A 19,867-nucleotide genomic window follows, 5' to 3' on the forward strand; every position below is an offset into this window, starting at 1 on the left:
TTAGACGCCACGTTCGTTGGCGTACAGTAATGTGTGTAGTTGTGGCAGGACGCGAACGCTTTGCCATGAAGGGTCGCGTGCGACGTCTTCCCACAATTGTTTTAAACGACGGAGCTGGGCATCGGTGATATCACCGTCAGCACCTGGCTCTGGGTTACCGGCAGATAAATACATGACGTCCGGTGCATAGCGTTGTTGTACTTCTTTCGCGTAGGCGAGGTCCACTTCATCAAAGACAGCGACTTTGAATGTCGTCTGCTCCGGGCGCAGCCGTTCGACGATGGCGTCGAGTTGTTCCCAGTTTGTCTTCATGCCAGATGAAGGAGGCTTCGGGCTGAGGGTCACGTCATCGATCTGTGTGAGCCACTCTTGATAGCGGCTACCTTGCGTCTCGACGGCGAGTGTGACGCCACGCTCTTTCAATTTCACGACGAGGTTCTCCATGGCCGCGATGAGGAGCGGGTTTCCACCCGATATGGTGACGTAATCGTACGCACCGAGTGCGTCAAGGCGATCGATGACCTCGTCCGCCGTCAGCATGTCCGGTTTTTCTGAACCGTCCCATGTGAATGCTGAATCGCACCACGAACAGCGATAATCGCAACCGGCGGTCCGGACGAACATCGTCTTCTGTCCAATGGCACGTCCTTCTCCTTGGAAGGTCGGTCCGAATACTTCTAAAACAGGGATTTTCACGATTCCACCAACCATTCACGGCGGAACTCTGCGTATGACGTCGGTGTTTCGTATAGGCGTACGAATTCGACGCGGACGTCGCGTTCATTTGGCAGGTGTGTCGCCAGTTGTTCAAAAACCCAATAGCACATGTTTTCTGCAGTTGTATTCATATAAGGGAGTGACTCGTTCAAATAGCGATGGTCGAGATATGGCTCAAGCTCTTCTTTGAAGATTTTTTTCAAGTCACCAAAGTCGAGCGTCATCCCGCGATTATCGAGAAAACCGCTGACACCCATCTGGAGCTTATACGTATGACCATGAAGGGCACGACATTTGCCGTCATAGTCAAATAGATGGTGCGCCGCGTCGAATGTCACTTCTTTGACGATTTGAACGCGATGCGGGCAGTAGATGAGCGACCCTTCTTGTTTCGATTCGACACTGGTCGGGGCAAGGAATGGAGCATGTTTCATACGCGCACCTCCTCGTAAGCTGTGAGTCCGTTTTGGCGAAGCTTACACGCCGGACATTCTCCACAGCCTGAACCGATGACGCCGTTGTAGCAAGTGAGCGTACGTTCTTTGACGTAGTCAAAGGCACCAAGTTCGTCGGCGAGTGCCCACGTCTCTTTTTTATCGAGCCACATGAGCGGTGTGTCGATGACGAATGGATAGTCCATCGCTAAATTAAGTGTCACGTTGAGTGATTTGATGAATTGGTCTCGGCAATCCGGGTAACCTGAAAAGTCCGTTTCACATACACCGGTCACGATGTGATGCATACCGAGTTGTTTGGCCATGACAGCCGCAAATGATAAGAATAGATGGTTGCGTCCATCGACGAACGTGTTTGGAACGTCCGCATTGTCGATGTCGAGATCATGTCTCGTGAGCGCGTTTGATGTGAGTTGTCCGAGTAGGGACAAGTCGAGGATGTGGTGTGGGACATCGAGTTCTGCCGCGATTTCTTTTGCGACCTCGATTTCCGCATCATGGCGTTGACCATATGCGAACGTCACCGCCTCCACATGAGAGAATTGTTGTTTTGCCCAAAATAGGCAAGTGGTTGAATCTTGGCCACCACTGAAGACGACCAAAGCTTTTTCGTGTTGCATGAAGCACACTTCCTTTTCGCTAGTTTTGATGTCGGAGGAGGTTACGAACTCCGGAGGTCACCCTCAAGCATATAATTTATCATAAAAAGGCGTTTGACAGGGAGAAAGGAAGCGAGTATAGTAAAAAACATCACTGACGTGCTTTTGTGCATAAAAGCGTTTAAGCGGTTAGGCGAAATAATAAATGATCATGATATAACGAAAGGAGGGGACGTCGATGCAGATGAAAGGAAAAGAAGCTGTATTCGTCGTGTTGATGAGCGGGATCACCTTGCTCGCACTGATGTTTTTGGCCAAAGCGACGCCGCATATGGCGATTTTTGGAACAATGGTAATAGTAGGTGGATACGCGTATTATCGTTCACGCGACTTCAAACAAATTGAGACGGCGATGATCAACGGGATTCGTGAAGCCATCATGCCGGTGTTGATTTTGTTGTTGATCGGGATGCTCATCGGAGTATGGCAAATGTCCGGGACGGTCGCGACGATCCTCTCCATCGGATTAAATACAATCTCTGCTGAATGGTTCTTACCAAGTGTCTTATTGATTACGATGATCGTCTCAACATTCACAGGAAGTGCGTTTACTACAGTCGGAACGGTCGGTGTCGCTTTGTTCGGAATCGGGACGGCACTAGGCATCTCGCCAGCTCTCGCTGCAGGTGCCATCGTATCGGGTGCGCTTTTCGGAGACAAGATGAGCCCGTTGTCGGACACGACAAACTTTGCGCCAGCAGTGGCGGGTGTCAAACTATTCGACCACATTCGCTTCATGATGGGGACGACGATTCCAGCGTTCATCATCACACTGATTTTATTCACGTTCCTCGGACGTAGCGGTCAAACTGCTGATACGACTCAAATCGCGGAAGCACAAGCTGCGCTCAGCGGACGTTTCGACCTTTCTTGGCTCACGTTAATTGCCCCTGTACTCGTCGCAGTGCTTGCGTTCCGTCGGATGCCTGTCTTGCCGACGATGCTCGTCGGGATGTTCGCTGGTGTGTTGACGGCAGGTTTTGTTCAAGGCAACTGGAGCATCTCGAACTGGCTCGGTGTCATGCAGTCTGGATTCAAGTCAGGTGTCGAGAATGAGACGATTGCGACGGTACTCGATCGTGGTGGTCTAGAATCGATGCTTTGGTCGGTCAGCCTCGTTTTGATCGCCCTTGCATTCGGTGGCCTGTTACGTGAACTCGGTGTGTTCCAAGCAATCGTTGAATCGTTGCTCGAGCGCTTGAAGTCACCAGGAAGTTCCGTTCTATCGGTCGTCCTCAGCTCAATCGGGGTAAACTTGCTCGCAGGAGAACAGTACTTGTCAATTCTCTTGCCGGGACAGGCGTTCAAACAAGGGTTCATCAATCGCGGGATCGACCCACGCTACTTGTCACGTGCGCTTGAGGATGGTGGGACCGTGATTAACCCGCTCATTCCGTGGGGTGTCTCCGGAGCGTTCTTCGCGGCGACTCTCGGCGTACCTGTATTGGAATACGCACCATTTGCATTCTTCCTCTGGCTTAGCCCGGTCTTCTCCATCATTTTGGGATACGTCCGATTGGGGAAGCAACGTGAACCACTTAAAATCGCATCATAATAGCGAGGTGTCCTGCCATGCAGGGCATCTTTTTTGTGTGCGAGACACGATTTTTGAGAAAATAGAACAAACGGAGGTGGAACGATGAAGCGACTCGATCTAGCATTTTATGAACAACCGACACTCGAATTGGCCCGTGCCTTACTCGGGCAATATTTGGTGCGGCGACATCCGGAAGGTGACATCATCGCGAAGATTGTTGAGACAGAAGCTTACCTCGGTGCCATCGACCGAGCGGCACATAGTTTCGGAGGGCGTCGAACGAAACGGACGGAAGTCATGTTCGGGCAACCTGGTCATGTGTACACGTATCAAATGCATACGCATACGCTCTTGAACGTGGTCAGTGGTCCGGTTGGTACACCGGAAGCCGTGTTGATTCGAGCCGTCGAACCGATTCAAGGACATGAATGGATTGCTTCGAACCGTCCTGGGGTGAAACGATATGACCAAACGAACGGACCAGGGAAGCTGACGAAAGCACTTGGAATCACGATGGACTTATACGGTCATTCGTTCCAACAAGACCCGCTCTATCTTGCTGAAGGCGAGACGGGGATGGCAATTGAGTCCGGGCCACGCATCGGGATCCCGAACACGGGTGAGGCGCGTGACTATCCGTATCGCTTCTTTGAACGCGACAATCCGTACGTCTCAAAGTTCCGTTGAATGCATGCAGTGATGTTTAAGTGATTCATGCCTGTGGAACAGTCCTTATGTGCATAAAACAAACAGAGGGAGTGTTTAGAACATGGCAAAAGTAGCAACGCTCATTACAGATATGTTTGAAGATGTAGAATTCACGGGTCCCCGTGACGCATTGGTGGATGCGGGACATGACGTCGTGACGATTGAGAAGAAAGCAGGTAATACGGTAGAAGGGAAGCAAGGAGAGGCGAAAGTGAACATCGATCAATCGATTGACGATGTATCGCCAGAAGATTTTGACGCCCTTCTCTTACCAGGCGGATTCTCACCTGACTTGTTGCGTGAGGACGAGCGTTTCGTCTCGTTCGCCAAAGCCTTCATGGACGCGAAAAAACCTGTCTTTGCCATCTGTCACGGACCACAGCTGTTGATTACGGCGAAGACGTTAGAAGGTCGTGACGCGACCGGCTACAAATCGATTAAAGTCGACATGGAGTATGCCGGTGCAAAATATGCGGATAAAGAAGTTGTCGTCTGTCAGAACCAGCTTGTGACGAGCCGTCAGCCGGATGACATTCCGGCGTTCAATCGCGAGATTCTCAACTTATTGAAATAACACGTCAACCACGAGAGGAATCTCGTGGTTTTTTTGTGTTTTCGGGAATAGACAAGTAAGGAGGAGATTCAAATGAGAAAACGAGCACGTTCACCTAGTTAAGTTCGTCGAAACGTTGTCCGATTAGGATGGATTCGTTGGTTTGAAGGCTTGATTCCCGCATACGTGATTGAACGCCTGTTCTGGGAGTCACGGGGCATCTCCATTCAGGAAGTCGTTTATTTAGAGATGGTATATGCGCTCATCATCGTTCTGTTCGAAGTACCGACTGGTGTATGGGCGGACCATACGGCACGGCGTCGACTTGTCCAAATCGGTGTCGCGTTAGAATGGCTGTCGTTTATCGTCATTTTGTATTCGTTCACGTTCACGGGTTTCTTTGTCGCGATCAGCTGTTCGGCCGTTGGGTCGGTCATTCGAAGTGGGGCAGAGAATGCGCTGCTATACGAGTCCTTACAGGAAAGTCACGAAGCGTCGTCATTCGAACGGGTTCTTGGGAAGCTGAACGCGATTGGGATTGTGGCCGCTGTGGTGGCGGCATTGAGTGGTAGTATGTTGGCGCAGTACCTTCCCTTGGAGTGGAACTATGGAGTCTCGATTTTGAGTTTGATGATGGCGACACTATGTAGCGTATTTCTCGTTGAACCGACTCATCGAGAGCGGGAGGAACGTTTGACATGGCGTCATTTGTTCAAAGGGTTCCAATTTATTTGGTCAAACCGACAACTTCGTTATGTCACAATCGGTTTTTTGGCAGCGGCATCCGCTTTTAACTTCATCGATGAATTTTGGCAACTGTACGCTCGCGATGTGTCCGTTCCGATCTATTGGTTCGGTGTCATTTCAAGCGGGTTGCTCTTGATCCAGTTACCTGGGCAACTGTTCGCAGGTACCATCGTGCGTGTTGCGCCATCGGAACGTTGGTTGAAACGATTCGGTTGGGTGATGGGTGGCGGGTTTCTCTTCATTGGTTTATTTCCGAGTCCAATCGGAATTGGTGTCATGGGATTGTTGGCGCTTCTCTATGGGGCGATGGAGCCGCTTTATTATGGACTTTTGCACCATCAAGTTCCTTCATCCATTCGAGCGACGACGGAATCGTCTGTCTCGATGCTGTGGCATCTTGGCATTCTTGGATTAGGGGTTGTCTTTATTATAGGGACGACAGCGTCGCTATTTTTGGCGTTTTCAATGATTGGACTTGTTGTGTGGGTCGTTCATGCGACTGCACGATAATTCTCACAGGCATGGGCCATAAGCCATGCCTGTTTTTACGTCTTAAGACGGACGCAAGATGGTGAGGAGAAGTGTATGATGAGAACAATCTAAAGAGTTACAGGAGAAACATCGTGGAATGGTATGAGTTATTCGTAGGCTTTTTGTTAGGGGTCGTTGAGGGACTGACCGAATTTGCTCCGGTCTCGTCGACGGATCATATGATTCTCGTGGACGGGCTTTGGTTGAACTCGAATCAGTTTTTAGGTCAGGAAGTGGCGAACACGTTTAAAATCATCATTCAATTAGGTTCGATTTTAGCAGTCGTTGTCGTCTTTCGAAACCGATTCAAAGCGTTACTGAACCCGAAGTCGCTGTTCACACTAAGACAAAACGAGGCAGTACGCCAATTAAACCTGATACATATTTTGATTGGACTGCTTCCGGCCGGAGTCCTCGGTGTATTGTTCGAAGATTACATCGATACACACCTCTTCTCGGTCAAGACGGTGTTGATTGGGTTAGTCATTGGGGCTTTCTTTATGATTGCCGCAGATTTATCAGGTGTGAAACGACAAACGACTGCAACGCTCGATGACATCACGTATAAGCAAGCGCTTGGTGTCGGATTGATTCAATGCTTCTCGTTATGGCCAGGATTCTCGCGGTCGGGCTCGACGATTTCTGGTGGCGTCCTCCTCGGGATGAGTCACCGGGCAGCGGCAGATTTTACGTTCATCATGGCGGTGCCGATCATGTTCGGAGCAAGTGCGTTGTCACTCTACAGCAAATGGACGTACTTTACGCTCGATACATTGCCGGTGTTTATCGTCGGGTTCATCAGTGCGTTTCTGTTCGCGCTTATTTCGATTAAGTTCTTTTTGAAGTTGATCAACAAAGTGAAATTGATGCCGTTCGCGGTCTATCGAATCGTATTGGCCATCGTGATTTACGTTCTTTATTTCTAAAAAAAACACGTGCGAACGGCACGTGTTTGAAACCAATGAATGGAATTGTTCGTATAGTCTAGAAGAGGTGAAAACATGGGACAAATCGTCGTAGTATTCGGAACGTTAATCGGTCTTGGGACCGTTGGGGCATTGCTTTATATGACCCGTCTAGCCTATGAATCATGAGAACGGATAATGATAGAAGCGCTCACGTTGGAGTAACTCCATGACGTGGGCGTTTTCTGCGTTGTCAATCGCGCGAAGTAGACCTTCCGTCTGAGAACGATGAGCAAAGAGAGAGTCTTTTTTCTGCTCGCTCTCTTCCGTCACATCGACGATCACGTGAGGTTGTCCGAGTTCTTCTTCTGTGCGGCGATCGAAGGCGACACCTAAAAACTCAGGGCGTGACTCTCCCATCTCCTGAAGTGCTCGTACGACAGCACGAGCTGTCGCTTCATGGTCCGGGTGGACGGCATATCCTGGATAGAACGAGATGACCGTTTCCGGCTTCACTTCGTCAATCAAGGCGCGGAAGCGACCAGCGAGCTCTGCCTCGTCCTCAAATTCAACGGTTTTATCACGAAGTCCCCACATGCGCAGGTCTTCGATGCCCATCATCCGACAAGCTTCTTCAAGTTCATGCTTTCGAATTTTAGGGAGCTCCTCACGCGTCGTAAAGATCGGGGAACCCATGTTGCGTCCCATCTCGCCGAGTGTTAAGCAGACATACGTGACCGGGAGTCCTTTTTGACGATGTTGGATGATTGTTCCGGCCGAGCTGAACGCCTCATCGTCCGGGTGTGGGAAAATGACGAGTAATGGTCCATTCATTGGTTCTCCACCTCCGATGCTCCTTGAGGGAGCGGTTTGATATCGATATGCAAGGCACACGCCAGTCGACCGAGACGATCGTGACCAGCGAGTAGTAACTGTTCGCCGTGCACTTCGTAGTCGGTCAATCCTTCAACATAGAGCCAGCCGTGATCGAGCTTTAAGCCGACACGGTAAGGTCCGTTTCCTTTGATTTGACCGATGCTATATTCGATTTTGGCATTACGGATAAACATCCCGGCGTTATGGAAGTCCGGGTCGTTATGTGTCGCATAGGCACCATTTGTCGTCTCGACATGCACGAAAAGTGGTGTTGCGACGTGATTGTCTAAATATTGCTGAATGTGATCAGGTTGAATCGCTTTCACGTCTGTCCCTCCAATGGAAAGGATGACCCGAAACGTCACGTTCCGGGTCATCTGTTTACGATTGTGTTGCTACTTTTTTACGGTATCCCGTATGGTTCGTCGGTCCAACATATTGGTTGAGACGGAATGAGTGACGAACTGCTTCTGTGATAAATTCTTTTCCGATTTCAATCGCTTCTTCGACCGTATGGCCGTTTGCGAGAGAGGCCGCGATGGCAGAAGAGAACGTGCATCCACCACCGTGTGTGAACGCAGGCTCGATTTTTTCACTTTCAAGCAGGCGGAATTCGTTTCCGTCGTACAAGACGTCGAATGCTGTATCGAAACCAAGTTTGCCACCGACTTTGACGATGACGATTTCAGCGCCGAGCTCATGGATCAGGCGAGCCGCTTCTTTGATTTCGTCCATCGTCGATGGTGTTTTATCGAGGCCAGCGAGCATACGCGCCTCGAATAAGTTTGGAGTGATGATTTTTGCAACTGGTACGAGATGTTGACGCATCGCGACCGCAACGTTCGGGTCAAGAATCTCATCCGCACCTTTACATGCCATGACCGGGTCGACGACGGCATTCTCGATTCCGTATTCTTTAATCTTACGTGCTGCGAGTTCGATGATTTCAGGTGTCGGGAGCATTCCCGTCTTCACTGCATCGACTCCGATCCCAGCGAGTACCGTATCAATTTGTTTCTCAATCAATGTCGTGTCGATTGGAAAGACTTCGTGGTTCCATGCGTTATGTGGATCTTGTGCCACAATGACAGTCAAAGCTGTCATACCGTACACACCGAGTTCTTCCATCGTTTTGAGGTCGGCTTGGATACCCGCGCCGCCGCTCGTATCAGAACCGGCAATCGTCAATGCTTTCTTCATCGTCATAATCGTCCATCCCCTTTGTCTGTTTGGATAGTTTCACTATAACGACTTTTTCGTATTCCGACAAATGCAAGGATTACAAGAAGTGTTCATAACTTTTCAGAAAAAGTATGCAGGATGTTCATCATATTTGGGGAATAATAATGAATAGGGTGTAGACCACTTTATTATTGGCTGGGAGGAAAACGCATGTTAGTGCATAGCTTATGTATCCCGAAGAAAGATGTTGTCACGATCAGTGAAAAGGCAACATTGCGGGAAGCGCTTCATACGCTTGAAGAAACAGGATATCGTTGTGTGCCTGTTTTAGACGAGACGGGGAAATTTTTCCGCGGTAACATTTATAAGATGCATATTTATCGTCATGGAATGAACGGGGAAAACATGGACGATAATGTGATGACGCTCATTAAAAATACGCAAAAATACGTTCATGAATCCGACGGCTTCTTCGAAGTCTTTTTCTCGATCAAAGAATTGCCATACATTGCCGTGTTGAAAGACGAAAGTAATGAATTTTATGGGATTCTTCCGCACGGGAAGATGCTTGGGATGCTCGAGGAGGCATGGAGTCGTGACACAGGTAGCTACGTCTTGACGATTGCCTTGAGCGAACAGGCAGGAGCGCTCGAGAAGATTACAAAAATCGTGAACAAGTATACGTCAATCGCAAGCTTGATGACGCTTGATGCAAAAAGTAAAGTGTTGCGTCGGGTACTTGTGACGTTACCACCGGATTGCGAAGAAGACATGAAGAACAAAGTTGTTGCCAAGCTTGAACAAAAAGGCTTCCGGATCGTCGAAGTCGAGAACTTGAACAACTAAGTCAAAACCCTTTCACGTGACGTGAAAGGGTTTTTTAGTCGAGTCGTTTCTCCATCCGGATGTCGGACCAGAATTGTCCGTCCCAGTAAGTGAAGTGCTCGATTCGTCCGATTTCTTGATAACCGAGTTTCGTATAGAGTCGATGGGCCGTGTGATTGAAGGCGAACACGCCGAGCTCCATGCGAGGCGTCCCCTGCGCCCGCAGTTTCTCCTCCAGCAAACGAAGGGACTCCGTGCCCACACCTTTGCCACGTCCTACGGATTCCCCGATGACAAACCCGAGCCACGCAGTACCAGGTTCTTGACGGTACAGATGAGGGGGGTCATACATGACGTTCATTTCACCGACGAGATGGTCGTCTGCATAAATGAGAAAAATATCATGTGTCAGAAGACGATCCTCTAAATCTTCGACCGTCATCTCATAATGAGCGGTCAATTCTTCTTCAGACCGACTCGGACGAATCAAATGCACGATTTGTGGGTCATTATTCCAGCGATTGAATGTCTCGACGATTTCGTCGGATGCTGTTGTAAGTTGAACAAGCGAGATGTTGATAGGTCATTCTCCTTTCTCGCTTGTTAACATTCGGTTTCGTTCATAAAAGTCCTTCTCTTATACGGGCTTCAATACGTTCAAATGACTCGGTAAAATTTCAAATGTAAATGGCAACGTTCCACCAGTGTCACCGTCTGCATTCACAGGAAGAGATTCAGGCGAGTGGACGCTCACCCGTGTCGTACAGAATGACGTGACACTGTCCGTTTCCTTTAATTTTCCGGTGAACAGGGCAGGCGTTAATTGAAGTGCATCTTTTAGACCGAGTTCTTCAAAAATATAGACGTGCAACAGACCATCGTTCAGTCGTGCGTCCGGTTCGAAATTCTCAAATCCTCCGACCGAGTTCGTCAAAGCGATGACGACGAGATAAGCTTCGCCATCAAATTGACCGTCCTCACTTTCAATCGACAACGCATAAGGACTATGTTCGCGGAACGCCTTCACGCCTTCAATTAGATAGGCGAACGGCCCCCACTTTGTCTTTTCTTCCACACTCACTTCATCGACCGCCTCGGCAATGAGACCAATGGCAATGACGTTCATAAAATAGCCGTTCTCATATTTTCCGATATCCATCGGTGTCGGTTCAGCGTTACGAAGAGCTTCAATCGCTTTTTTTGGATCATTTGGTACACCAAGTGCGCGGGCAAGGTCATTGACCGTACCGAGCGGGATGATTCCAAAGTCGGGACGATGAGGCGCTTCCGCAAGTCCGGTGACCGCTTCGTTCAACGTTCCGTCCCCACCCATCGCAATGACGGCCTTATATTGTTTTTCTGCTGCTTCTCGTGCAAAGTTCGTCGCATCCTGTTCTTTCTCGGTGAAGCGGACATCGACGTGTCCATATCGTTCACGCAATACTTCCTCGGCATGTGTCGCGTGTTGTTCCCCCAATTCTTTTCCTGAGGATGGATTGACGATTAACATGACTGTGTCCATTCCAACATATCTCCTTTTCGGTTCGAATACTGTCCTTTATTCCCGTCTGCGAAATCGGTTACTCCTAAAAAATCCCCATGATCGTCAGCACTTTCGGCTGATCTTCATGGGGATTGGAACATGTCGTTCGTTTAATAATGACGGAATGCGGACATATCTAAATGACTCGCTTCAGACTCATCCACTGCGAGTTCGATACGCAGATGTTCATGAAACGGAGAAACGAGGGCGCCCATGCAGGCGACCGGTTCATGGTCGGGGACCGGTGATTTACGTTTCGTTTTGACGAATAAATAATCCGATCGCTTCAACGTCAACAAGAAACGTTCCACGGCGTGCGGTTCACGGGTCACGTTTGGCCAAGGTAAATGATTGAACAATAAAAAGACCGCGCCTTCCTTTTCGAGCGCATAGTCCGGTGCGATGCCTTCCCGATTCAACAAATCGATGACAGCATGCAAAAACTCCCGTTTAATCGTCAATGAAATTTCGTAATACTCACGCATACGGTCCACCCTTTCTTAAAATCACAATACTACCATTCTAAACGTTTCCGACATACGCGACAATGAAGAAGTTCCTTGACGAAGTATTTTTCCCGGCTTATACTGCATAAGTCCTGCTATACTAGTGATATATGATGAACGAATTGAGGTGAAACCGACATGATTGAATCCCTTGAATTGAAGGCATGGGTCGTTCTCGCACGAACGATGGATGCCATCAGCGATCGTGTGAAAGAAGATTTACGACGCCACCAGTTAAATTCAACAGAGTTCGGTGTTTTATCCGTTTTGTATAAACGAGGAGATACCCCGTTACAACAAATCGGGGACCAGATTTTGATTACGAGTGGTAGCGTGACATACGTGATCGACAAGTTGGAAAAGCGTGGGCTGATTGAACGAATCGCCTGTCCGTCCGACCGTCGCGTCACATACGCCTCGTTAACAGAGGATGGGAAGGCGCTCATGGATGTCGTCTATCCACAGCACATCGAAATCTTTAAAGATATATACGGACCGTTAAGCGATGAAGAGACGGAACAATTGATTTCGTTATTGAAACGAGTCGGTTATAACGCAGCGGGCAAATAAAGCCCGTTGCTTTTTTCATTAATATCTTGAAGTTAAAATAATTGACGATGAGATATACAGATGATATAGTTCTAACTGTTATTGAAAAAAATTAGAGATTACCAAATGGAGGATTACACGATGACTAAAGTATTATATGTATCGGCTAACCCGAAACCAACTGAACTTTCATACAGCAAACAAGTTGCAGAAACATTCGTATCAACGCTCAAGGCTGAAAACGCATCAATCGAAGTAGAAGCGATCGAACTCTACGATGTCGATGTACAAGAAATCGATGGAGACGTGCTCAGCGCATGGGGCAAATTCGCATCAGGCGAAGCACTCACTGACGTGGAAGCGAAAAAAGTAGGCACAATGAGCGGCATGCTCGAGAAGTTCATGGAAGCGGACCTTTATGTATTCGCGACGCCAATGTGGAACTTCTTCTTCCCGGCACGCATGAAAATGTTCCTCGACAGCGTCCTCATGGCAGGTAAAACGTTCCGTTACACAGAGCAAGGTCCTGTCGGCTTGCTTGAAAACAAACAAGCGATCCACATCCAAGGAACAGGTGGGATCTACACAGGAACTGACCTTAACTTTGCAGATGCATACCTCCGTCAAGCGCTCGCGTTCGTCGGTGTGTCTGAAGTGACGACGGTAGCGGTTGAAGGGATGAACCAATACCCAGACAAAATCGAAGAAATCGTTGCAGACGCGAAAGCGAAAGCAGAAGCACTTGCGAAAGAAGTTGCAGGCGCAGTAACAGTATAATGCGAAAGACGAGTCGATTGACTCGTCTTTTTGTATGCACTCATTTTGGGTATCATACAAAGGGAAAGGGGAGTATGCAATGGGAGAGCAGTTATCGAGTCGATTACTTGGGGATTGGACAGACATCATCCAAGACGAGATGAGTCAACCTTATTTCCAACAGTTGAAGCAATTCGTCGATCAAGCGTATGAAGAGACGACGGTGTATCCGAACCGTGAAGACATTTGGAACGCTTTTATCTATACCAAATTCAGTGACGTGAAATGCGTGATCTTAGGGCAAGACCCGTATCATGGACCAAACCAAGCACATGGCCTCAGTTTTTCTGTACAGGATGGGGTGCGTTTTCCGCCATCGTTACGAAATATTTTTCAAGAACTAAAGGATGACGTCGGATGTGACATTCCGAAGAGTGGGAATTTAGAAAAGTGGGCGAAACAAGGAGTCCTCCTCTTGAACACAGCGCTGACGGTCGAAGCGGGAAAGGCGGGTTCGCATCGTGGGAAAGGGTGGGAACAGTTCACCGACTCGGTGATTGAGCGGCTTGGGAGTCGTGAAGAGCCGATTGTATTTATCCTGTGGGGGAATGACGCCAAGAAGAAAATGAAATGGATTGGGGAGCAGCATAAAGTGCTCACGTCCGTTCATCCGAGTCCATTGTCATCCCACCGAGGATTCTTTGGTTCGAAGCCGTTTTCTCAAGTGAATGACGCTTTAAACGAGTGGGGACAGTCCCCGATCGATTGGTGTCTTTGACAGTCTACGAAAATTCGTAGACTGTTTTTTGTTGACGCATTGAAAAACCTTTGGTACAGTAACTAACAAGACGTCACTTTAGTGCTTAAAAGCATATATGCATAACAGCATAACTGTATAAAAGATAGAGAAATGAATACGTATTAGAAGCGAAGAAGGAACCGAAGTAGAGACATCTTCCCTGGCCCAGAGAGCGTGTGGTGCTGCGAACACGACCAAAAGATGAATCGAATTACAGTTCCCGAGCTCTCATGATTGAGCGGTCCCCCGTTATCGGATGAAGTGGCTAGATGTTTTCTAGCAACCAGGGTGGTACCGCGGCTTTGTCGTCCCTATCGATTTAATCGATAGGGATTTTTTGACTTTAAAGGAGGACTTCACATGTTGACACAATCGATTCCAGCACATCTTGCCCCACATATTTCACCGCAGTTTTACAATGAATACACACCAACGGATCACGCCGTGTGGCGCTTCGTTTTAAGCTTGAATCTGCATACGTTAGAAGGAAAAGCGCACCCGTTTTACATCGAAGGATTAAAACGGACAGGAATGGGACCAGACCGATTACCGAACGTCGAACAGATGACGGATGAGATGCGGGCAGTGGGATGGTCGACGGTCGCAGTGGATGGACTCATCCCAGGCGTTGCCTTCTTTGATTTCCAAGGGAACGGAATGTTGCCGGTCGCGACAGACATTCGAAAAGTCGAGAATATCTTATACAGTCCAGCACCTGACATCATTCATGAGGCAGCAGGTCACGCGCCGATGTTGATGGACCCTACGTTCTCGGCAATCGTCAAACGTTTCGGTCAACTAGGGGCGAAGGCGTTCATGAACCGAGAAGAGCATGCTTCGTTCGCGGCGTTGAAACGCTTGACGATCGTGAAAGAGAACGCCAACTCAACGGAGCAAGACATCGAGGCGGCAGAACGGGCGGTACACGAAGCGAAAGCGCAAGTGACCGGTTTTTCAGAGGCACAACAAGTCGCACGTATCTTTTGGTGGACAGTTGAATTTGGATTGATTGGTGACCTTGAAAATCCGATGATTTACGGGGCGGGCCTCTTGTCATCTGTCGGTGAAAGCCGTCACTGTCTGACGGATGCGGTCGTCAAACATCCATTTGATTTAGAGCATGCGCTACAGACGAAGCAAGACGTGACGAATATGCAAAAAGAACTGTTCGTCATTCCAGACTTTGAGACGCTTTCTTCCGTTTTAGATGAATTAGAAGGAAGAATGGCCATTCGAAAAGGTGGGATTGAATCTGTCGCGAAAGCATTGGCGTCGGGTAGTCAATCGACGATTCGACTCGAAGACGGTTCAGAACGTGTCGGCATCGTTCGCCACATGACAGAATCGAAGGAACATACGCTTATCCAATGGGATGAGTGCACAGTCGTACAAAGTGGTCAGTTGACGAAACGAGAACGTCACGGACTTCTCATTGTCCATGACACGGAATCTGCGTTAGACCGCGATGATCTCCTCGAGGACGGAACGACCCTTCGTCAAGCATGTGCATTGGACATGCTCGAAGGTGTGACCGTTCAACTAGAAGGACGGACGATCTCACTCGATTCACTCGAAGTACGCGTCGATTCACTTCCATCGGTATTCCCTGGAACGACGGTGGAAGAATTGATGATCATTGAAAAGCCGGTGATCATCGAACGGGATGAACGTGTATGGACGAAGGATGACCCGATGTTCAACCGCATTCACCTCATGCGTGAACGCGGGGAATCGATTGATGGTCTCGTTCCAGACATTTTATCCGAGCATCCAGATGCGTGGTTGTTACACATTGAGTGTCTGGAGTTAGTAGAAGACGAGGAACTGAAGCAGACCTTGATTGAAAGACTTGAAGCACTTCGTCATACATCTCCTTCTCGAAATGAATTGATTGGACGCGCGTTCGAACTGTTGCGCTAACGAAAATAAGCGACGTTCTCCGAACAGAGAACGTCGCTTATTTTTATACGGATTGATTCGTCGTTTCACGTAAGAACGTGATCAGACGGCGATACGTCGAATTTGCCGCCGGGCGGTCCATTTCGAAGTAATAGTTATGACCGAGTTCATGTTCGTTCCGGTCATAAAATACAGTCGTCACATCTGTTCGACCTGAGAGAATCGTTGCAAATTCTTTTGCCTGATCTTCAAACGAATGGTCGTTTCCGTCAGCGATAAACGTCGGAACGAATGTGGCCGGTACGTTGACGAGCGGCGAAGCTTCAGCGACGACCGGGAGTGTTTCCCAGTTGTATGTGCCGAAGTAAGCCCAACCGATGCGTTTGAACAAGAAGCGGTTCACAGATTTCGATGATTCGAGCCATGAACGCTTCAAGTCGAATGGTGCAGACAATAAGATGGTTCCAAGGATAGACGATTTCGGTACAACTTGTCTGACTTCGGCCGAAGGCGAGTAGTCGTCATTCAACTGAATCCCGACAAACTGTGCAACGAGCTGTCCGCCGTTCGAATCACCCGCAAAAAAGACGCGGTCCAAATCGAGACGGAATCGATCGTTGTTTTCAGCGATGAATGCATACGCTTCTTCCATTTGCTGAAGCGGTGTCGGATACGATACATCTGGCGCAAGCGCGTAGTTGATACTGACGACGTTGTAGCCGTTACTCGCAATCGAGGTGGCGTATTTTAAGACGTCAGATTTATCACCACCGACGAACGAGCCACCATGCACCCAAAAGATTGTTGGGACAGGTTTTCGGTCACCTTCATAGCGAATCAAATCAAACGTCCCGTTGTCATAAGAAGACAAGTAGTCGATGTCTTTTCGGACAGACGTCTTTTGAACGACTTCCTCGAATCCCTTCATCTCCACTTCGTTCCCCCCTGCGAACGAAGTTTTGATTAAACGTGTTGCTGGTTTAGGTGAAAGGAACACATAAGCCGCTCCCGCGACCGCTGTTCCAATCAGCCCGACTCCAGCGCGTTTCAACCCTTTATTCATCTTACTTCCTCCCTTTCTACAACCAGAAGCTTATTGCGTGACGAGTACGTCCGCCATGTATGTCTCGATGACATGCGCAATTCCGTCTTCGTTGTTTGACTTCGTAATGAAGTCCGCTTTCCCTTTGACTGTCGTATTGGCGTTACCCATCGCAACACCGAGACCTGCCCATTCAATCATCGTCAAGTCATTGTTTCCATCACCGCAAGCGATGACTTCTTTCTGGGCGATGCCGAGTTGATCTGCTAGGAAAGCAAGGCTTGTCCCTTTTGTGACACCGGCTTCCGTGAACTCTAGGAAGAACGGTTTTGAACGAGCGACGGCCAATTTTCCAGCCAACTCTTCTTGTAGCTTCGTCTCGATCGGAGCAAGGGTGTCACCATCGGCAAGCATCAAACATTTGACGACAGGTGCTGTTACGGCTTCTTTAAAGTCGTTGACATGAACGACCGGCATACCTGTCAATTCACCTTCGATATCCGTATACGGATTCGGGCGATCGGTTACGATTTCGTTACCGACGTACGTATGAATCGCGATTCCTTCCCGTTCACTGATATCATGGAGATGAGCGACTGTGTCCGGTTGAAGCGTGCTCGAGAAAATTTCCTCGTTCGTCGCGCAATTGATGACCGAGGCACCGTTGAACGATAAGATGAAGCTACCGTACTTCGCAAGTTCTAATTCACGGGCTGCATCCCACATTGCAAACGTTGGGCGGCCACTTGCGAGCACGACTTTATAGCCGCGCTCTTGCGCATCGAGAAGTGCTTCTTTTGTTTTAGGGGAAATCGTATGGTCGCTCGTGAGGAGCGTATCATCCATATCCAATACAATCATCTTGTAACTCATAGTAGTAGGGGGTCCTCCTTCAGAATCTAATGACTCCATCCTAAACCTTTTTAAGGTCAATTGACAACCTTGTCGCAAAAACGTAACTATAATGTAGAGAAGTGAACTCTAGAAGAGGTGTAAATATGAATCGAATTTTAGTAGCTGAGGACGAGCATGCGATTCGCAGCTTCATTATTGTGAATTTAAAACGAGCCGGTTTCGATGTGTTCGAAGCGACGAATGGACGAGAGGCGGTCACCGCATTTGACCGTGAACCGTTCGATGTTGTCTTATTAGACGTTATGATGCCGGAGATGGACGGGTTCGAGGCATGTGCGGCCATTCGAGATATCGATGAAAACGTCGGGATCATCATGTTGACGGCACGGACGCTCGAAGAAGATAAAATCGAAGGACTCGGAAAAGGGGCGGACGATTATATCGCCAAACCGTTCAGTCCAGGCGAATTGGTAGCACGCATTCAAGCGTTGCTACGCCGCGTCGAAAAAGTGAAACGAAAAGACTCGAAGCGGTTGAAGTCAGGACCGTTCGCGATTGATCTTGCGGCGAAGCAAGTGACGAAGTACGGTCAATCGATCGATTTGACGCCGACCGAGTATGACTTGATTTGTCATCTTGTTCAAAATGAGGAAATTGTTTTATCGCGTGATGCACTACTCGATGCCGTATGGGGCGTCAACTACTTCGGTGACCGCAAGACTGTCGACGTTAACATTCGTCGATTGCGTCAAAAAATCGAAGATGACCCGAGTCATCCGATTTATATTGAAACATTATGGGGTCACGGATATAAATGGCGGAGACATGAAGCATGAAACAACAGTTAGTCATTCGCATGATGATTGTCGTGACAATCGTTTTGCTTTTACTCGTCAGTGTCTTGTCTTACGGGACATATCGATACTATTACGAGTATGAGTCGGAAGCGTTACTTAGTCATGCGACCACGAGTGCATATCTTTACCCTCAAGCCCAAGTCGGGTTTGAGACGCCGAGTGCCTTTTCCGTTCTCGTCCGGACATTCGGATATCCCGGCACCGATTTGACGATTGTCGACCAGAGCGGTTCCATCGTCAAGACGACCGGTCAACGGACGAGGCAGGCATCTTTTTCACAAGAACAATTGCAAGAGCTGTCACGAGGTGAGTCGGTCGTTCAGGACTATGACGTCGGTGACGAGCATTACTTATCGGTCACCAGTCCGATTATGACGAACGATACGTCAGAGTTTGCGATTAGCTTTACACGCCCGCTCGAAGACCTAGACACGCTGATTCGTGAGATTTGGATGACCGTCGTCATGATTGGTGTCCTCATCTGGTTACTCGCGCTCTACACCGTTATTCGCATTGCTGATCGTTTCGTCCGTCCGATTCGTCAAATCATCGAAACGGCGGATGAGATGGCTCAAGGTGATTTCGACGTCGCTGTGGAGTCGAATGAGAAACACGAGCTTGGGGCATTGGCTCGAACACTCACGTATTTAGGTGCGAAAGTACAGCAACACCAGTCGACACGTAATGAGTTTCTCTCAAGCGTCTCCCATGAACTGCGGACACCGCTCACATCGATTAAAGGATGGACGGAGACGATTCGAGGTGGCGATGAGAAGTTATCTGAAGAAACGGAGCTTGGTCTGAGTATCATTCATTCGGAAACAGAGCGCATGATTGGTCTTGTGGAGCAGCTTCTCGATTACACAAAGATTGAAGAGAGTCGATTGGTCTTGTATCGTCAGGAACTCGATCTAGTCTCCTTGTTGCGGAAAGTGACATTGCAGTTAAAGCAGTCGCTTGAAGACAAAGACATTACACTCATCGAACGCTATCCTCAAAAGTCAGTCGGGCTATTTGATGAGAATCGATTGAAACAAGTGTTCCTGAACATTCTTGAGAATGCGATTCGCTTCTCGCCAGACGGCGGGACATTGACCATCCGTTTCGTTCAATCGGAACGTGTCGCCTTCATCTCCATCATCGATGAAGGTCCTGGTATCTCACGTGAGCATTTGCAGCGTATCACCGAGATGTTTTATCAGGCCCATGTGACGGAAGGAAGTAGCGGTCTCGGACTCGCCATTTCCAAAGAGTTGATTGAGGCACATGAAGGAAAACTCGTCATCGAGAGTGAGGTCGGACATGGAACGACCGTGACCGTCTTGTTGCCTCTCGACCCGAGCGAACTACATTAATAGGGTTAAAC

The 19,867-nt window shown here is 48.6% G+C and carries 23 protein-coding genes and 1 other annotated feature; of the genes, 12 read left to right on the plus strand and 11 right to left on the minus strand.

Annotated elements, in window-relative coordinates:
* Genes queE through queC form a run of 3 tightly spaced genes read right to left on the minus strand, consistent with a single transcriptional unit; the run spans position 1 to position 1,792 of the window.
* A complete protein-coding gene (queE, locus tag KNP04_RS11715) occupies positions 1 to 711 on the minus strand; it encodes a 7-carboxy-7-deazaguanine synthase QueE (protein ID WP_214746937.1) in 711 nt (236 codons plus the stop codon).
* Positions 693 to 1,151 carry a 6-carboxytetrahydropterin synthase QueD gene (gene queD, locus KNP04_RS11720; RefSeq protein WP_214876317.1) on the minus strand — a complete coding sequence of 153 codons (459 nt, stop codon included), beginning with the start codon at positions 1,149 to 1,151 and terminating at the stop codon, positions 693 to 695. The genes queE and queD overlap by 19 nt, the downstream gene beginning before the upstream one ends.
* The gene (queC, locus tag KNP04_RS11725) at positions 1,148 to 1,792 is read right to left on the minus strand and encodes a 7-cyano-7-deazaguanine synthase QueC (RefSeq protein ID WP_015880476.1); all 645 of its coding nucleotides are present in this window, start codon (positions 1,790 to 1,792) and stop codon (positions 1,148 to 1,150) included. Before queC ends, queD begins: the two co-directional genes overlap by 4 nt.
* A 217-nt stretch (positions 1,793 to 2,009) precedes the next feature.
* Between queC and nhaC the strand changes: the two genes are divergently transcribed.
* The 5 genes from nhaC (at position 2,010) to KNP04_RS11750 (ending at position 6,833) form a co-directional block, all read left to right on the plus strand.
* On the plus strand, positions 2,010 to 3,386 hold the full coding sequence (gene nhaC / locus KNP04_RS11730) for a Na+/H+ antiporter NhaC (protein ID WP_214876319.1): 1,377 nt from the start codon (positions 2,010 to 2,012) through the stop codon (positions 3,384 to 3,386).
* Between the two features lie 84 nt (positions 3,387 to 3,470).
* Complete coding sequence (locus KNP04_RS11735) at positions 3,471 to 4,055, plus strand: DNA-3-methyladenine glycosylase (RefSeq protein ID WP_214876321.1); 585 nt, start codon at positions 3,471 to 3,473, stop codon at positions 4,053 to 4,055.
* 82 nt (positions 4,056 to 4,137) lie between these two features.
* A complete protein-coding gene (locus tag KNP04_RS11740; RefSeq protein WP_026824537.1) occupies positions 4,138 to 4,650 on the plus strand; it encodes a type 1 glutamine amidotransferase domain-containing protein in 513 nt (170 codons plus the stop codon).
* 165 nt (positions 4,651 to 4,815) lie between these two features.
* Entirely contained in the window at positions 4,816 to 5,886 is a 1,071-nt protein-coding gene (locus tag KNP04_RS11745; protein WP_214876323.1) for an MFS transporter, read from the plus strand.
* 113 nt (positions 5,887 to 5,999) lie between these two features.
* Positions 6,000 to 6,833 carry an undecaprenyl-diphosphate phosphatase gene (locus KNP04_RS11750; protein WP_214876325.1) on the plus strand — a complete coding sequence of 278 codons (834 nt, stop codon included), beginning with the start codon at positions 6,000 to 6,002 and terminating at the stop codon, positions 6,831 to 6,833.
* A 162-nt stretch (positions 6,834 to 6,995) separates the two neighbouring features.
* Here KNP04_RS11750 and bshB2 read toward each other — a convergent pair whose 3' ends face one another.
* Genes bshB2 through pdxK form a run of 3 tightly spaced genes read right to left on the minus strand, consistent with a single transcriptional unit; the run spans position 6,996 to position 8,894 of the window.
* Positions 6,996 to 7,646 carry a bacillithiol biosynthesis deacetylase BshB2 gene (gene bshB2 / locus KNP04_RS11755; RefSeq protein ID WP_074034220.1) on the minus strand — a complete coding sequence of 217 codons (651 nt, stop codon included), beginning with the start codon at positions 7,644 to 7,646 and terminating at the stop codon, positions 6,996 to 6,998.
* A complete protein-coding gene (locus KNP04_RS11760) occupies positions 7,643 to 8,014 on the minus strand; it encodes a YojF family protein (RefSeq protein WP_214695888.1) in 372 nt (123 codons plus the stop codon). Before KNP04_RS11760 ends, bshB2 begins: the two co-directional genes overlap by 4 nt.
* Positions 8,015 to 8,069: 55 nt before the next feature.
* Positions 8,070 to 8,894 (minus strand): pyridoxine/pyridoxal/pyridoxamine kinase, encoded by an 825-nt coding sequence (gene pdxK, locus KNP04_RS11765; RefSeq protein ID WP_214785603.1) that lies wholly within the window; start codon positions 8,892 to 8,894, stop codon positions 8,070 to 8,072.
* A 186-nt stretch (positions 8,895 to 9,080) separates the two neighbouring features.
* On the opposite strand from pdxK, the gene cbpA reads away from it, so the two are divergent.
* Complete coding sequence (gene cbpA, locus KNP04_RS11770; protein ID WP_214695898.1) at positions 9,081 to 9,716, plus strand: cyclic di-AMP binding protein CbpA; 636 nt, start codon at positions 9,081 to 9,083, stop codon at positions 9,714 to 9,716.
* A 34-nt stretch (positions 9,717 to 9,750) separates the two neighbouring features.
* Here the strand turns inward: cbpA and KNP04_RS11775 are convergent, their stop codons facing one another.
* From KNP04_RS11775 to KNP04_RS11785, 3 genes are all read right to left on the minus strand, one after another.
* Positions 9,751 to 10,191 (minus strand): GNAT family N-acetyltransferase, encoded by a 441-nt coding sequence (locus tag KNP04_RS11775; protein WP_353047926.1) that lies wholly within the window; start codon positions 10,189 to 10,191, stop codon positions 9,751 to 9,753.
* Between the two features lie 141 nt (positions 10,192 to 10,332).
* Positions 10,333 to 11,217: a diacylglycerol/lipid kinase family protein gene (locus tag KNP04_RS11780; protein WP_214695902.1), complete on the minus strand. Its 885-nt coding sequence runs from the start codon at positions 11,215 to 11,217 to the stop codon at positions 10,333 to 10,335.
* 131 nt (positions 11,218 to 11,348) lie between these two features.
* Positions 11,349 to 11,723, minus strand: a complete 375-nt coding sequence (locus KNP04_RS11785; RefSeq protein WP_074034233.1) for a hypothetical protein — start codon at positions 11,721 to 11,723, stop codon at positions 11,349 to 11,351.
* A gap of 159 nt (positions 11,724 to 11,882) precedes the next feature.
* Here KNP04_RS11785 and KNP04_RS11790 point away from each other — a divergent pair, with 159 nt between their 5' ends.
* The 4 genes from KNP04_RS11790 (at position 11,883) to KNP04_RS11805 (ending at position 15,768) form a co-directional block, all read left to right on the plus strand.
* Complete coding sequence (locus KNP04_RS11790) at positions 11,883 to 12,314, plus strand: MarR family winged helix-turn-helix transcriptional regulator (protein WP_214746962.1); 432 nt, start codon at positions 11,883 to 11,885, stop codon at positions 12,312 to 12,314.
* A 120-nt stretch (positions 12,315 to 12,434) separates the two neighbouring features.
* Complete coding sequence (locus KNP04_RS11795) at positions 12,435 to 13,070, plus strand: FMN-dependent NADH-azoreductase (protein WP_015880490.1); 636 nt, start codon at positions 12,435 to 12,437, stop codon at positions 13,068 to 13,070.
* Between the two features lie 79 nt (positions 13,071 to 13,149).
* Positions 13,150 to 13,827 carry a uracil-DNA glycosylase gene (locus tag KNP04_RS11800; protein ID WP_214876438.1) on the plus strand — a complete coding sequence of 226 codons (678 nt, stop codon included), beginning with the start codon at positions 13,150 to 13,152 and terminating at the stop codon, positions 13,825 to 13,827.
* A gap of 143 nt (positions 13,828 to 13,970) precedes the next feature.
* Positions 13,971 to 14,164, plus strand: a binding site (T-box leader).
* Positions 14,165 to 14,208: 44 nt separating this feature from the next.
* Positions 14,209 to 15,768 carry an aromatic amino acid hydroxylase gene (locus KNP04_RS11805; protein WP_214876327.1) on the plus strand — a complete coding sequence of 520 codons (1,560 nt, stop codon included), beginning with the start codon at positions 14,209 to 14,211 and terminating at the stop codon, positions 15,766 to 15,768.
* A gap of 43 nt (positions 15,769 to 15,811) precedes the next feature.
* On the opposite strand, the gene KNP04_RS11810 is transcribed toward KNP04_RS11805, so the two are convergent.
* Positions 15,812 to 16,810, minus strand: a complete 999-nt coding sequence (locus KNP04_RS11810) for an alpha/beta hydrolase (protein WP_214876329.1) — start codon at positions 16,808 to 16,810, stop codon at positions 15,812 to 15,814.
* A gap of 30 nt (positions 16,811 to 16,840) precedes the next feature.
* Positions 16,841 to 17,662 (minus strand): Cof-type HAD-IIB family hydrolase, encoded by an 822-nt coding sequence (locus KNP04_RS11815; RefSeq protein ID WP_214876331.1) that lies wholly within the window; start codon positions 17,660 to 17,662, stop codon positions 16,841 to 16,843.
* A 125-nt stretch (positions 17,663 to 17,787) separates the two neighbouring features.
* Here KNP04_RS11815 and KNP04_RS11820 point away from each other — a divergent pair, with 125 nt between their 5' ends.
* Complete coding sequence (locus tag KNP04_RS11820) at positions 17,788 to 18,480, plus strand: response regulator transcription factor (protein WP_026824524.1); 693 nt, start codon at positions 17,788 to 17,790, stop codon at positions 18,478 to 18,480.
* Positions 18,477 to 19,856 carry a sensor histidine kinase gene (locus tag KNP04_RS11825; protein WP_214876333.1) on the plus strand — a complete coding sequence of 460 codons (1,380 nt, stop codon included), beginning with the start codon at positions 18,477 to 18,479 and terminating at the stop codon, positions 19,854 to 19,856. The genes KNP04_RS11820 and KNP04_RS11825 overlap by 4 nt, the downstream gene beginning before the upstream one ends.
* The last annotated feature ends 11 nt before the right edge of the window (positions 19,857 to 19,867 follow it).

The organism is Exiguobacterium sp. CH10 (assembly GCF_018617635.1).
Lineage (GTDB): Bacteria > Bacillota > Bacilli > Exiguobacteriales > Exiguobacteriaceae > Exiguobacterium > Exiguobacterium aestuarii_A.

What these genes read in the sequence shown, in the direction of transcription:
- KNP04_RS11795 (WP_015880490.1), top strand. Translation starts at nt 12,435, where the DNA reads ATGACTAAAGTATTATATGTATCGGCTAACCCGAAACCAACTGAACTT.
- KNP04_RS11800 (WP_214876438.1), top strand. Translation starts at nt 13,150, where the DNA reads ATGGGAGAGCAGTTATCGAGTCGATTACTTGGGGATTGGACAGACATC.
- KNP04_RS11820 (WP_026824524.1), top strand. Translation starts at nt 17,788, where the DNA reads ATGAATCGAATTTTAGTAGCTGAGGACGAGCATGCGATTCGCAGCTTC.
- KNP04_RS11785 (WP_074034233.1), bottom strand. Translation starts at nt 11,723, where the DNA reads ATGCGTGAGTATTACGAAATTTCATTGACGATTAAACGGGAGTTTTTG.
- KNP04_RS11780 (WP_214695902.1), bottom strand. Translation starts at nt 11,217, where the DNA reads ATGGACACAGTCATGTTAATCGTCAATCCATCCTCAGGAAAAGAATTG.
- KNP04_RS11810 (WP_214876329.1), bottom strand. Translation starts at nt 16,810, where the DNA reads ATGAATAAAGGGTTGAAACGCGCTGGAGTCGGGCTGATTGGAACAGCG.
- queD (WP_214876317.1), bottom strand. Translation starts at nt 1,151, where the DNA reads ATGAAACATGCTCCATTCCTTGCCCCGACCAGTGTCGAATCGAAACAA.
- cbpA (WP_214695898.1), top strand. Translation starts at nt 9,081, where the DNA reads ATGTTAGTGCATAGCTTATGTATCCCGAAGAAAGATGTTGTCACGATC.
- queC (WP_015880476.1), bottom strand. Translation starts at nt 1,792, where the DNA reads ATGCAACACGAAAAAGCTTTGGTCGTCTTCAGTGGTGGCCAAGATTCA.
- KNP04_RS11735 (WP_214876321.1), top strand. Translation starts at nt 3,471, where the DNA reads ATGAAGCGACTCGATCTAGCATTTTATGAACAACCGACACTCGAATTG.
- bshB2 (WP_074034220.1), bottom strand. Translation starts at nt 7,646, where the DNA reads ATGAATGGACCATTACTCGTCATTTTCCCACACCCGGACGATGAGGCG.
- KNP04_RS11790 (WP_214746962.1), top strand. Translation starts at nt 11,883, where the DNA reads ATGATTGAATCCCTTGAATTGAAGGCATGGGTCGTTCTCGCACGAACG.
- queE (WP_214746937.1), bottom strand. Translation starts at nt 711, where the DNA reads ATGGTTGGTGGAATCGTGAAAATCCCTGTTTTAGAAGTATTCGGACCG.
- KNP04_RS11825 (WP_214876333.1), top strand. Translation starts at nt 18,477, where the DNA reads ATGAAACAACAGTTAGTCATTCGCATGATGATTGTCGTGACAATCGTT.
- KNP04_RS11740 (WP_026824537.1), top strand. Translation starts at nt 4,138, where the DNA reads ATGGCAAAAGTAGCAACGCTCATTACAGATATGTTTGAAGATGTAGAA.
- KNP04_RS11815 (WP_214876331.1), bottom strand. Translation starts at nt 17,662, where the DNA reads ATGAGTTACAAGATGATTGTATTGGATATGGATGATACGCTCCTCACG.
- nhaC (WP_214876319.1), top strand. Translation starts at nt 2,010, where the DNA reads ATGCAGATGAAAGGAAAAGAAGCTGTATTCGTCGTGTTGATGAGCGGG.
- pdxK (WP_214785603.1), bottom strand. Translation starts at nt 8,894, where the DNA reads ATGACGATGAAGAAAGCATTGACGATTGCCGGTTCTGATACGAGCGGC.
- KNP04_RS11805 (WP_214876327.1), top strand. Translation starts at nt 14,209, where the DNA reads ATGTTGACACAATCGATTCCAGCACATCTTGCCCCACATATTTCACCG.